General features: G+C 70.8%; 10 protein-coding genes and 1 pseudogene. 10 read left to right on the plus strand and 1 reads right to left on the minus strand.

Features of this window, described 5'->3' with window-relative positions:
- The first annotated feature begins 40 nt into the window (after positions 1-40).
- Entirely contained in the window at positions 41-463 is a 423-nt protein-coding gene (locus tag SSPS47_RS28660; protein WP_147874960.1) for a PaaI family thioesterase, read from the plus strand.
- A gap of 30 nt (positions 464-493) precedes the next feature.
- On the opposite strand, the gene SSPS47_RS28665 is transcribed toward SSPS47_RS28660, so the two are convergent.
- Entirely contained in the window at positions 494-1,498 is a 1,005-nt protein-coding gene (locus SSPS47_RS28665; RefSeq protein WP_164253475.1) for a Gfo/Idh/MocA family oxidoreductase, read from the minus strand.
- A 241-nt stretch (positions 1,499-1,739) separates the two neighbouring features.
- Between SSPS47_RS28665 and SSPS47_RS28670 the strand changes: the two genes are divergently transcribed.
- From SSPS47_RS28670 to SSPS47_RS28710, 9 genes and pseudogenes are all read left to right on the plus strand, one after another.
- Positions 1,740-2,459, plus strand: a complete 720-nt coding sequence (locus SSPS47_RS28670; RefSeq protein ID WP_164255118.1) for a GntR family transcriptional regulator — start codon at positions 1,740-1,742, stop codon at positions 2,457-2,459.
- Positions 2,460-2,601: 142 nt separating this feature from the next.
- On the plus strand, positions 2,602-3,621 hold the full coding sequence (locus tag SSPS47_RS28675) for a substrate-binding domain-containing protein (protein WP_164253476.1): 1,020 nt from the start codon (positions 2,602-2,604) through the stop codon (positions 3,619-3,621).
- A 181-nt stretch (positions 3,622-3,802) separates the two neighbouring features.
- On the plus strand, positions 3,803-4,798 hold the full coding sequence (locus SSPS47_RS28680) for a sugar ABC transporter substrate-binding protein (RefSeq protein ID WP_239065094.1): 996 nt from the start codon (positions 3,803-3,805) through the stop codon (positions 4,796-4,798).
- The gene (locus tag SSPS47_RS28685; RefSeq protein ID WP_164253477.1) at positions 4,795-5,874 is read left to right on the plus strand and encodes an ABC transporter permease; all 1,080 of its coding nucleotides are present in this window, start codon (positions 4,795-4,797) and stop codon (positions 5,872-5,874) included. Before SSPS47_RS28680 ends, SSPS47_RS28685 begins: the two co-directional genes overlap by 4 nt.
- A complete protein-coding gene (locus SSPS47_RS28690; protein ID WP_239065095.1) occupies positions 5,871-6,758 on the plus strand; it encodes an ATP-binding cassette domain-containing protein in 888 nt (295 codons plus the stop codon). The genes SSPS47_RS28685 and SSPS47_RS28690 overlap by 4 nt, the downstream gene beginning before the upstream one ends.
- Before the next feature lie 274 nt (positions 6,759-7,032).
- Positions 7,033-8,151, plus strand: a pseudogene (locus SSPS47_RS28695) (ROK family glucokinase); the annotation flags it as partial.
- A 254-nt stretch (positions 8,152-8,405) separates the two neighbouring features.
- A complete protein-coding gene (locus SSPS47_RS28700) occupies positions 8,406-8,981 on the plus strand; it encodes a hypothetical protein (protein ID WP_187280121.1) in 576 nt (191 codons plus the stop codon).
- Between the two features lie 230 nt (positions 8,982-9,211).
- Complete coding sequence (locus SSPS47_RS28705; protein WP_239065096.1) at positions 9,212-10,990, plus strand: FAD-dependent monooxygenase; 1,779 nt, start codon at positions 9,212-9,214, stop codon at positions 10,988-10,990.
- Positions 10,991-11,158: 168 nt separating this feature from the next.
- Positions 11,159-12,694, plus strand: a complete 1,536-nt coding sequence (locus SSPS47_RS28710) for an MFS transporter (RefSeq protein WP_239065097.1) — start codon at positions 11,159-11,161, stop codon at positions 12,692-12,694.
- Positions 12,695-12,837 lie beyond the last annotated feature (143 nt).

A 12,837-nucleotide genomic window follows, 5' to 3' on the forward strand; every position in this document is an offset into this window, starting at 1 on the left:
GGCAGACAGCCGCGCGGGCACGTTCCGGAGGAGTTCGACCATGCAGGAGTTCGACATCGTCCTGGCGCGGAAGGTGCTGGCCGGCCAGCCCTTCAGCAGCCTGCTCGGCACCCGGGTCATGGTCTTCGGTGACGGCGAGGCGGAGCTGGAGCTGGACATCCGGGAGGACCTCAAGCAGCAGAACGGCTATCTGCACGGGGGAGTGCTGGCGTACGCGGCGGACAACAGCATCACATTCGCTGCCGGCTCGGTGCTCGGTCCCGCCGTACTGACGGCGGGCTTCTCCATCCAGTACATGCGCCCCGGCACCGGCCGCACGCTGCTCGCCCGCGCGTCCGTCGTCCACGCGGGCCGGCGGCAGGCGACGGTGCGCTGCGATCTGTTCACGGTGGCCGACGACGGTACGCAGACGCTCTGCGCGGTGGCGCAGGGCACGGTGCTTCCGGTGCCGAAGCCCGCCTGACCGGTCGCCCCGACCGCAGGGCGGGCCCGTTCAGCCGCCCGGGATCTCGTCGAGCCGTACGGGCCGGTGCTCCAGCCGGGACAGCTCGCAGGCCTCGGCGATCCGCAGCGCGTGCAGCGCCTCGTGGCCGTCGCACGGATTCTCCAGTTCGCCGCCCACGACCCGGATGAAGGCGTCCAGCTCCGCCTCGTACGCCGGGGCGAAGCGCTCCAGGAAGCCCGGCCACGGGTTGTCGCAGCGCGGCGGGCCCTTCGGCTCGGTCGAGGTGATCGGCGTACGGTCGTCGAGACCGACCGCGAACTGGTCGAGTTCGCCGGCGAGTTCCATTCGCACGTCGTACCCCGCGCCGTTGCAGCGGGTCGCCGTGGCGGTGGCGAGCGTCCCGTCGTCCAGGGTGAGGACGGCGGCGGCCGTGTCGATGTCCCCGGCCGCGCGGAACATCGGCGGCCCGGCGTCCGAACCGGTCGCGTACACTTCCACCACCTCGCGCCCGGTGACCCAGCGCATGATGTCGAAGTCGTGGACCAGACAGTCCCGGTAGAGTCCGCCGGACAGCGGCAGATACTCGGCGGCCGGCGGCGCCGGGTCGGAGGTGATCGCCCGGACGGTGTGCAGTCTGCCCAGCGCGCCGGACCGTACGAGATCGCGGGCCGCGCCGTAACCGGCGTCGAAGCGGCGCATGAAGCCCAGTTGCACAACGGTGCCCGCGGAGTCGACCTCCTTCAGGGCGCTCAGCGTGCCCTTGAGGTCCAGCGCGATCGGCTTCTCGCAGAAGGCGGGCAGCCCCGCCCGCGCGGCGCGGCTGATCAGATCGGCGTGTGCGGAGGTGGCCGAGGCGATGACGACGGCGTCCACACCCCAGGAGAAGATCTCGTCCACCGAGGGGGCCGCCGTCGATCCCGTACGGTCGGCGACATGTGCGGCGCGGGCCGCGTCAGTGTCGGCGACGACCAGGGAGCCGACCTCACGGTGACGGCTCAGCGCCGCCGCGTGGAAGGTGCCGATACGGCCCGTGCCGATGAGTCCGATGCGCATGGCCCCCAAGGTGGCCTTCGCCTCGTCGCCATGTCAAGCGTTTGTCCTGACATCTAGACCTGTCGATGATCTCCGCCCGGACGGTGTCGGTCTGCGACTGTCCGCTTCACTTGTCCTGACAACCGAACTTCAGGACTTTCCGTCAACATCTCACGGGGCTACGCTCGCCCACGTGTCCAAGCAGCCGGAGCGGGAGCAGCCGAGCGGGCAGGCCCACCGGGCCGCCGCGCTCCAGCTCGGTGTGGACCGCACCAGCCCCGTCCCGCTCTACTTCCAGCTGTCGCAGCAGCTGGAGGCCGCCATCGAGCGGGGCGGACTCGCGCCGGGCAGCCTTCTCGGCAACGAGATCGAGCTGGCGGGCCGGCTCGGACTCTCCCGGCCCACCGTCCGCCAGGCCATCCAGTCGCTCGTCGACAAGGGCCTGCTGGTACGCCGCAGGGGTGTCGGCACCCAGGTCCTGCACAGTCAGGTCAGACGCCCCCTGGAGCTCAGCAGCCTCTACGACGACCTGGAGGCGGCCGGCCAGCGCCCCGCCACCCGCGTCCTGCGCAACACCGTCGAACCGGCCACCGCCCAGGTCGCCGCCGCCCTCGGTGTCGCGGAGGGGGCGGACGTACGCCTCGTCGAGCGCCTCCGGTACGCCCACGACCAACCGATGGCCCGGCTGCGCAACCACCTCCCGCTCCAGCTCCTCGACTGCGAGACCGCCCAGCTCGAATCCACCGGCCTCTACCGGATGATGCGCGCGGTCGGCATCACGCTGCACAGCGCCCGCCAGTCGGTCGGCGCGCGTGCCGCCGACGCCGGCGAGGCGCGGCTGCTCGACGAGGCCACGGGCGCCCCGCTGCTCACGATGGAGCGCACCACCTTCGACGACACGGGCCGTGCCGTCGAGTTCGGCGTGCACATCTACCGGGCCTCGCGCTACGTCTTCGAGTTCCAGCTCCTCGTCCGCCCGTAGCGCCGCCGCGCGGCTCCCGCACGGCTCCTGGCGGTCCAATTCTTCGTAAGAATGTTCGGACAAAGTATTGACGGGGCCGCGCGCACGCCGCTAGAACACCCCCAGCCGCAACGGGGCGGCCGGGAGAGAAGGCGGAACCACCATGCGTACCAACCGAAAGGCGGCGGGCCGCACGGCGGCGGCGCTGCTCCTCGCATGCGCGCTCGCCCTCGTCGCCGGATGCAGCGGCTCCGGAGGCAAGGACTCCGAGGACAAGGCCGACGACGGCGGGGGCGGTACGGCGGCCAAGACCCCGCGCATGAAGATCGCCATGGTCACGCACTCCGGCGAGGGCGACACCTTCTGGGACATCGTCCAGAGCGGCGCCAAGGTCGCGGCGGCCAAGGACAACGTGCAGTTCCTCTACGCGGCCAACAAGGAGGGCAAGGAGCAGGCCCAGCTGATCCAGAGCTACATCGACCAGGACGTCGACGGACTCGTGGTCAGCCTCGCCAAGCCCGAGGCGGTCAAGGCCGTGCTCGCCAAGGCCGCGGCCGCCGGTATCCCCGTCGTCACGATCAACTCCGGCGCCGAGTTCTCCGAGCCGTTCGGCGCGCTCGGCCATATCGGCCAGGACGAGGCCATCGCCGGTGAGGCGGTCGGCGAGGAGCTGAACAAGCGCGGCAAGAAGAAGGCGCTCTGCGTCATCCACGAGCAGGGCAACGTCTCGCTCGAGGGCCGCTGCGCGGGAGTCAAGAAGACCTTCGAGGGAACGGTGGAGAATCTGAACGTCGAGGGCACCAACATGCCCGCGACGACCTCGTCGATCGAGGCAAAGCTCCAGAGCGGCGAAGGCGCCGACGAATTCGACGCGGTCGTGACGCTCGGCGCGCCCTTCGCCGCCGCGTCCGTGAAGGCCAAGGAGAGCGCCGGGTCCGGCGCCGAGATCAACACCTTCGACCTCAACGAGGACGTGGTCAAGCAGCTCAAGGCCAAGGAGATCGGCTTCGCCGTCGACCAGCAGCCCTACCTCCAGGGCTATCTCGCCGTCGACGAGCTGTGGCTCAACAAGAACAACGGGAATGTCATCGGCGGCGGGAAGCCCGTACTCACCGGACCCGCCCTCGTCACGGAGAAGGACGTCCCCGCGCTGGAGAAGTTCACCGCACGCGGCACCCGATGACGGACAGCCGTCACCGCCCGATGACATGCACGTGTCCGTACCCGATGAACAGGCCCCGAACAGCCATGACCGATACTTGGGCGGCCGGGCCGGGTCCCACCGTGCCCGGCGGTATCGGGAAGTACGGCAAGAAGGGCACCGCGTCGTGGCAAGGGGTCGGACAGGGGTACGTCGGTCAGGGGTGCGCGCGACGGGCGCGGTGCTGGCGGCGGTTCTCGGGGCGGCGTCCCTGGCGGGATGCAGCAGCACGGGCGGCAAGCGCGCCGAGGAGCGGGCCGCGGCGGCCGAGGCGCAGGGGCGGGCCGCGGTGAACACGCCGAAGTGGACCTTCGCCATGGTCACCCACTCGGGAGACGGCGACACCTTCTGGGACATCGTCCAGAAGGGCGCCGAGCAGGCCGCGGTCAAGGACAACATCAACTTCCTCTACGCGCACAGCGACGAGGGCCAGCAGCAGGCCCAGCTCGTCCAGTCGTACATCGACAAGGGTGTCGACGGGCTGATCGTCACACTCGCCAAGCCCGACGCGATGAAGGCCGTCGTCGCCAAGGCCGCCAAGGCCGGCATCCCGGTCATCACCGTCAACTCGGGCTCCGAGCAGTCGAAACAGTTCGGCGCGCTCACCCACATCGGCCAGGACGAGTCGATCGCCGGTGAGGCCGTCGGCGACGAACTGGACGAGCGAGGCCGCAAGAAGGCCCTCTGCGTGCTGCACGAACAGGGCAACGTCGGCCACGAGCAGCGCTGCGCGGGCGCGAAGAAGACCTTCGACGGCACGATGCAGAACCTGTACGTCGACGGCACCAACATGCCCGACGTACAGGCGTCCATCGAGGCGAAGCTCCAGGCCGACAAGACCATCGACGCGGTCGTGACGCTCGGCGCCCCCTTCGCGGACACCGCCGTCAAGGCGAAGGAGACCGCGGGCAGCAAGGCCGAGATCGACACGTTCGACCTCAACGAGGCCGTCGCGGGCTCGCTCAAGGCGGGCCGGCTCGGCTTCGCCGTCGACCAGCAGCCCTACCTCCAGGGGTACGAGGCCGTCGATCTGCTCTGGCTCTACCGGTACAACGCCGATGTACTCGGCGGCGGGCTCCCGGTGCTCACCGGCCCGCAGGTCATCAGCAAGCAGGACGCGGCCGAGCTGGAGAAATACGCGGAGCGAGGGACCCGATGACCACAACCGCACCACCCGTGAAGGACCGGCCGGGCGACGGCGGGCACGGCGCCCCGGCCGTGGACGAGCGGCTGCTCGGTGACTCGACGCTGCGCAAGCTGCTCGGCAGGCCCGAACTGGGCGCCGTCGTCGGCGCCCTGGCGGTCTTCCTCTTCTTCGCCGTCGTCGCCGACTCGTTCCTCAAGGCATCCAGCTTCGGCACCGTCCTGTACGCGGCGTCGACGATCGGGATCATGGCGGTGCCGGTGGCGCTGCTGATGATCGGCGGCGAGTTCGACCTGTCCGCCGGTGTGCTGGTGACCAGCTCGGCGCTGATCTCCTCGATGTTCAGCTACCAGATGACGGCCAACATCTGGGTCGGCGTCTTCGTGTCCCTGCTGGTCACCCTGGCCATCGGGGTCTTCAACGGCTTCATGCTGACGCGCACGAAACTGCCGAGCTTCATCATCACCCTCGGCACGTTCCTGATGCTCACCGGTCTCAACCTCGGTCTGACCAAGCTGATCAGCGGCACCGTCTCGACCAAGAGCATCGGCGACATGGAGGGCTTCGAGTCGGCCCGTAAACTCTTCGCCTCCGAACTGACCCTCGGCGATGTCGAGTTGAAGGTCACCATCCTCTGGTGGGCGGTCCTGGTCGCCCTGGCGACATGGATCCTGCTCCGGACCCGCTTCGGCAACTGGATCTTCGCGGTCGGCGGCAACGCCGAGGCCGCCCGCGCCGTCGGCGTCCCGGTCCGGCTGACGAAGATCGGCCTCTACATGGGCGTCGGCTTCTGCGCCTGGGTCTCCGGCCAGCACCTGCTCTTCTCGTTCGACGTCGTCCAGTCGGGCGAGGGCGTCGGCAACGAGCTGATCTACATCATCGCCGCGGTCATCGGCGGCTGTCTGATCACCGGCGGCTACGGCTCGGCGATCGGCTCCGCGGTCGGTGCCTTCATCTTCGGCATGACCAGCAAGGGCATCGTGTACGCGGAGTGGAACCCGGACTGGTTCAAGTTCTTCCTCGGAGCGATGCTCCTTCTGGCCACCCTGCTCAACGCATGGGTCCGCAAGCGCGCGGAGGCAACCCGATGACCGGCACGCCCACGACACCCCTGGTCGAACTGGACGACGTCAGTAAGTACTACGGCAACATCCGCGCCCTCGAAGGCGTCTCGCTGGAGGTGCACGCGGGCGAGATCACCTGCGTGCTGGGTGACAACGGCGCGGGCAAGTCCACCCTCATCAAGATCGTCGCGGGTCTGCACCGCCACGACGCGGGCGAATTCCTCATCGAGGGCACGAGGACCACGCTCGGCTCGCCGCGCGAGGCGCTGGACCTGGGCATCGCCACCGTCTACCAGGACCTCGCCGTCGTACCGCTCATGCCCGTCTGGCGGAACTTCTTCCTCGGCTCCGAGCCGACGAAGGGCGCCGGCCCCTTCAAGCGCCTCGACGTCGAACAGATGCGCCGCACCACCCGCGAGGAGCTGCTGCGGATGGGCATCGACCTGCGCGACGTCGACCAGCCCATCGGCACCCTGTCCGGTGGCGAACGGCAGTGCGTGGCGATCGCGCGCGCCGTCCACTTCGGCGCCAAGGTCCTCGTCCTGGACGAGCCGACCGCCGCGCTCGGCGTGAAACAGTCCGGAGTCGTACTGAAGTACGTGGCCGCCGCGCGTGACGCGGGACTCGGCGTGGTCCTGATCACCCACAACCCGCACCACGCCTATCTCGTCGGCAATCGGTTCGTCCTGCTCAAGCGCGGTGTGATGGCCGGCAGCCACACCAGGGAATCAATCACCCTGGACGAGCTGACGCGCCAGATGGCGGGCGGCTCGGAGCTCGAGGAGCTCAGCCACGAGCTGGCCAAGGCCCCCGCCCCGGCCCATGTCGGTGGCCGCCCGGTGGACGGCGGAGGGCATCTTGTCGACCAGGACGAGAAGGGCGAGCCTTCCGGCGGCACCGCCAAGCCCTGACCGACCTCCGTACCGCCCGGATGGCAGAATCGGCGGTGGTGGGCAACCGTCCACCGCCGCCGTCCCGGACACCCGGTTCGGTGCGCCCCCGATCCGCAGGGACGACACGACACGTGCGAGCACCCAGGCCGCGTTCCGGTAGCAGCGCCGACCGTCCGGCCGGCGGCCCCGGGACCCGACGGACCCACCCCGGGGCGTGTCGTCACAGCCCCCGCCCCGGCTCGACGGACCCCCGGCGTACGGCGGCTCCCCGGCACCCGAGGGGGCCGGTCCGATGAGTACCTACCGTGATCTCACCCACCGCGGCTCCGCGCGCGCCACCGTCCTGCGGACCGTCGGCACCCGCGAACGCCGCTCGCACGCCTCCGCGCCCCGCGTGCCCACCGTCGGGATCGACATCGGCGGGACGAAGGTGATGGCCGGCGTCGTCGACCCGGACGGCAACATCCTGGAGAAGATCCGCACCGAGACGCCGGACAAGTCCAAGAGCCCGAAGGTCGTCGAGGACACCATCGTCGAGCTGGTGCTCGACCTCTCCGACCGGCACGACGTGCACGCCGTCGGCATCGGCGCGGCCGGCTGGGTCGACGCCGACCGCGCGAAGGTCCTCTTCGCCCCGCACCTCGCCTGGCGCGACGAGCCGCTCAGGGACTCGATCTCCTCCCGGCTCGCCGTCCCGGTGATGGTCGACAACGACGCGAACACCGCCGCCTGGGCGGAGTGGCGCTTCGGCGCCGGACGCGGCGAGGACCACCTCGTCATGATCACGCTCGGTACCGGTATCGGCGGCGCCATACTGGAGGACGGCCGGGTCAAGCGCGGCAAGTACGGCGTGGCCGGCGAGTTCGGCCATATGCAGGTGGTGCCCGCCGGACACCGCTGCCCGTGCGGCAACCGGGGCTGCTGGGAGCAGTACAGCTCGGGCAACGCGCTCGTCAGGGAGGCCAGGGAGCTGGCCGCCGCCGACTCCCCGGTGGCGTACAACCTCATCGAACGCGTCAAGGGCCACATCCCCGACATCACCGGACCGCTGATCACCGAGCTGGCCCGCGAGGGCGACGCCATGTGCGTCGAACTGCTCCAGGAGATCGGCCAGTGGCTCGGCGTCGGCATCGCGAATCTGGCGGCGGCGCTCGACCCGTCCTGCTTCGTCATCGGCGGCGGTGTCAGCGCGGCGGACGATCTGCTGATCGGCCCCGCCAGGGAGGCCTTCCGCCGCCAGCTCACCGGGCGCGGCTACCGGCCCGAGGCCCGGATCGCCAAGGCGCAGCTCGGCCCCGAGGCGGGCATGGTCGGCGCGGCCGACCTCTCGCGGCTCGTCGCCCGCCGCTTCCGCCGGGCCAACCGGCGCAGGCTTGAGCGGTACGAGAAGTACGAGCTGTACGCGGAGGCGATCCGCACCGGCCGGATGCCGCAGGAACTGCGAGAGGAGCAGGAGCTGCGCGAGGCCGAGGAGTCCCGCGCCGCGGCGGTGCGGGAACGCCAGGAGTCCGCCGAGGCGGCCCGGCCGAAGCCGGAGGCGCCAAAAACGGCGCCGGAGCCCGAGCCGGGAACGCGGGCGCCCGGCGCGCCGGAGCCGTCCGACCCGCCGCGAGAACACCGTACGAGTCCCAGCCGAGCCCCCCGCACCAGCCAGGAACCTCCCTCATGACCGTGCCCCGACAGTCGACGCCCTCCGACGACGTCCCGAAGCCGCCGGAGAACCACGGTCATATGGTCCGCCGCCGGTGGGTGACGGCGATAGTGATCGTGCTGCTCATCGGCATCCCCGCCGGCTATCTGGTGATCTCGGCGGGCCAGAGCAGGCGCAGCGGACTCGACAAGGAGCTGGAGTCCTCGGCGACCGGCCTCACGGACGCGGTGCCGTCCCGGATGAAGCAGCGGGTCTTCGAGGTGCCGATCCCGGCACGCGCCACGAACGTGCGCTACTACGAGACGAGCAACTGGAAGTCCAGCCGTCTGTATGTGCAGTTCAACGTGACGTCCGGGCGGCTGGACACCTTCCTCACCGAACTGGGCTCGCACCGCTCGGAGTTGAAGGAGGGCAACGTCACGATCGCGCCCCGCGATTCGCGCACCGTCGGCTGGGACTTCGTCCCCACCCGGGTCTGGTCGGGCACCACGCACAAGCAGAAGGACCCACGCCCGACGCAGGACATCACCGTCGACCTGAGTGATCCGGCGATGCCCCACGTGTACGTGGTCTCCACGACGACCCCCTGACCGCGGCGGCAACTCCGCGACCACGGCCGCCCGTCGACCGGTACCGGCGTCCGGGACGTCCACTCGGGCCGCTCACACGCGCCGGGACACCGACGCGTGCCGCTGCTCCGGCCGGGCCGGGACGCGCCGCCAAGTGGGCGCCAACTCGCCGCGTAGCCCCGGCCAATTCCTCCCGCCGAAGCTGTGGCCAGGCTGCGGTTCGGGCCGTCACCTCATGTCATGGAAGGCCGATGATGGAAGCAGTCGAGGTTCCGGTTCTGATAGTGGGCGGCGGAGGGTGCGGGCTGTCCGCTTCCGTCTTCCTCTCCGACCACGGTGTCGACCACCTGCTGGTGGAACGGCACCCCGACACGTCGATACTGCCGAGGGCCCACTACCTCAATCAGCGCACGATGGAGATCTTCCGCCAGCACGGGCTCGACGGCGAAGTGGCCGAACAGGGTGCGCCGCTGGAGAAGTTCGGCAAGGTGCGCTGGCAGACCACGCTCACCGGCGACGGGCCGCTGGACGCGCGGGTGATCCATGAGATGGACGCCTTCGGCGGCGGTGCGCTCAGTGAGACGTACGCGGCGGCGGGCCCCGTTTCGACCACCAAACTGCCGCAGCTCCGGCTGGAGCCCGTCCTGCGCCGTCACGCCGAGGAGCGCAACCCCGGGCGCGTCCTGTTCGGCCACGAGCTGACCACGTTCGCCGACGACGGTGACCGCGTCCTCGCCGAGATCCGGGACACCGCGACCGGCGAGATCACCAAGGTGGCGGCACGCTACATGATCGCGGCCGACGGAGGTCGTACGGTCGGTGCCGCTCTCGGTGTGGAGCTGCGGGGCACGCCCAGGATGGTCGATGTCACGACCGCGTACTTCTCCGCCGACCTGTCGGCCTGGTGGCACGACGGCACGATCATCACCTGGTTCGTGAACCCCTACCGCGCCGACCTCTCCAGCACGCTGCTGGAGATGGGCCCCACCTGGGGACGGAACTGCGAGGAGTGGGGCCTGCACTTCGCCCTCGGCGACACCGACCGCTCCGACGGGCGCGCGGTCGCCGCCCGGATGCGTGAGGTGCTCGGCCTGCCCGAACTGGACCTGACCCTGCACAAGTTGACGCAGTGGACCGTCGAGGGCGTGCTCGCCGACCGCTACCGGGACGGCCGGGTCCTGCTGGCCGGCGACGCCGCCCACCGCCAGCCGCCCACCACCGGGCTCGGCCTCAACGGCGGCATCCAGGACGTGCACAACCTCGCGTGGAAGCTGGCCGCGGTGCTCACCGGTCGCGCCGACGACAGCCTGCTCGACACCTACGAGGCGGAGCGGCGGCCGGTCGGCGGACAGAACGTCGACTGGGGACTGTCCACGTGGTTCCACCACCGGGTCATGACCGACGCCGCCATCGGCCTCGGTGCGCACATCCCGCCGGAGCACCGGGCGTCGGCGTTCGCCACGTTCTTCGACCCGTCGCCGGTCGGCACCGCCGTACGGGCACGGGGTGCGGAGATCTTCGGTACGCACCGCGCCGAGTGCCAGGCGCACGACCTGGAGATCGGCTTCGTGTACGAGGAGGGAGCGGTCGTCGGCGACGGCAGTCAGCCGCCACCGCGCGCGCCCATGGGCGACGTGCACCACCCGACGACCCGCCCCGGCCATCTGCTGCCGCATGCCTGGATCGAGCACGCCGGGCGCCGTCTGTCGACCCACGACCTGACCGGCGCCGCGACCGGCTTCGCGCTGCTCACCGGCCCGGCGGGCACGCCGTGGTGCGAGGCGGCCGAGCGGATCGCGGAGCAGTTCTCGATCCCGATCACCGTGGCCCGCATCGGGAGCGGCGCGGAATTCACCGACGGCGACGGGGGATGGGCGGCGGTCCGGCAGATCACCGACGAGGGGGCCGTACTCGTGCGCCCCGACAACCACGTGGCATGGCGCAGTACCGCCGGCAGCGAGGATCCGGCGGGCGTCCTGGGGGACGCGGTCTCCCGCGTCCTGGCCCGCGACGCGGAAGACCGCGTCTGACGTCACCGGCGGAGCGGCCCCGGACGGCAGCCGCGGGTGGTGCCCACCTCCCGCGGACTCGCGAGCCGGTCCGGCCGAACCCGCTCGGCCGGCCATGTCACATTCCGCCGCCGAGGCCGCTCTAAGGGTGGTGCCAAGGTCCCACCGATGCGACAAGGAGAGATGATCGTGGCAACACAGAACGCGGATCTTGCGGGCGAACGGGACCCGGCAGCGGCCGGGACGACGGGCGGGGAACCGAAGCGGTGGCTGATCCTCGGCGTCATCTGCGTCGCCCAGCTCATGGTGGTGCTCGACGTGACGGTGATGAACCTCGCGCTGCCCTCGGCGCAGGAGGACCTGGACATCGCCGACGCCGACCGGCAGTGGATCGTCACCGCGTACTCACTGGCGTTCGGCAGCCTGCTGCTGTTCTGCGGGCGGCTGGTCGACCTGATCGGCCGTAAGGCGACCTTCCTCGTCGGGGCGGGCGGCTTCGCGGTCGCCTCGGCCGTCGGCGGGGCCGCGGTCAACTTCGAGATGCTGGTGACGGCCCGCGCCTGCCAGGGTGCCTTCGGCGCGCTGCTGGCACCGGCCGCCCTGGCCCTGCTGACCACGACCTTCACCGACCCGAAGGAACGGGGCAAGGCGTTCGGCGCCTTCGGCGCCGTCGCGGCCAGCGGCGCGGGCCTGGGACTGATCCTCGGCGGTTCGCTGACCTCTTCCCTGTCCTGGCGCTGGTGCATGTACATCAACCTGCTCTTCGCCGGAGTCGTGATGCTCGGAGCCTCGCTGCCGATGGCCAAGGGGGTCGGGAAGCCGGGATCCCGGCTGGACATCCCGGGCGTGGTGGCGGTGTCGGCCAGCATGTTCTGCCTGGTCTACGGCTTCTCCAACGCGGCGTCGCACAGCTGGGGCACGCCCTCGACATGGGGCTTCCTGGCCGCGGGCGGCGTCCTGCTGCTCGTGTTCGTCCTCTGGCAGGCGCGCGCCGCGCAGCCGCTGCTTCCGCCGTGGCTCGTCCTGGACCGCAACCGGGGCGGCGCCTATCTGACGATGCTGGTCGTCGGCGCCTGTATGTTCGGCCTCTTCCTGTTCCTCGTCTACTACATGCAGACCACCCTGGACTACTCGGCGATCACCTCGGGCGTCGCCCTGCTGCCGATGGTGGTGCTCACCGCGGTCGGGGCCAACGTGGGCAACATCGTGGTGATGCCGCGCTTCGGCCCGAGGCCCCTGGTCATCGCCGGTCTGCTGCTCAACGCGACCGGGATGGCCCTGCTGACCGGGATCGGTGTGGACTCGGGCTACGCGTCCGCCCTGCTCGGGCCGACCATGGTCTCCGGTCTCGGCATGGGCTTCATCTTCGCCTCCGTGCTGCGCACCGGCACCTCCGGAGTGGCGCCGCAGGACGCGGGCATCGCCTCGGCGAGCATCAGCACCGGTCAGCAGCTCGGCGGCGCCATCGGCACCGCGCTGCTGAACTCGATCGCGGCCGGCGCCACCACCGCGTACCTGGACAGCCATGTGCGGGGGCGGCCGACGCCCGCGCAGTTCCACCTCGCGGCGATCGACGGCTACACCACGGTGTTCTGGTGGTGCAGCGCCATCTTCGCGGCGGGCGCCGTCATCTGCGGCACGCTGCTGCGCAGCGGCCCGCTGCCGTCGCCGGTGGGCACTGCGGGCCCGGTGCCGGCCAAGCTGCCCGAGACAGCGGGACCCTGACGCAACTCCCCGTCAGCGCCGCACGGGTACGCGCCGTCGAACGACGGCGCGTACCCGTGCGGCGCTGATCTCCGTCGGGGCGGCGGGTCGCCAAGCCGGTGCCAACTCGTGGGGCACTCCGGGCCAAGCCCGCTCCGGGAAGC

It is taken from the genome of Streptomyces sp. S4.7, from assembly GCF_010384365.1.
Taxonomy (GTDB): domain Bacteria; phylum Actinomycetota; class Actinomycetes; order Streptomycetales; family Streptomycetaceae; genus Streptomyces.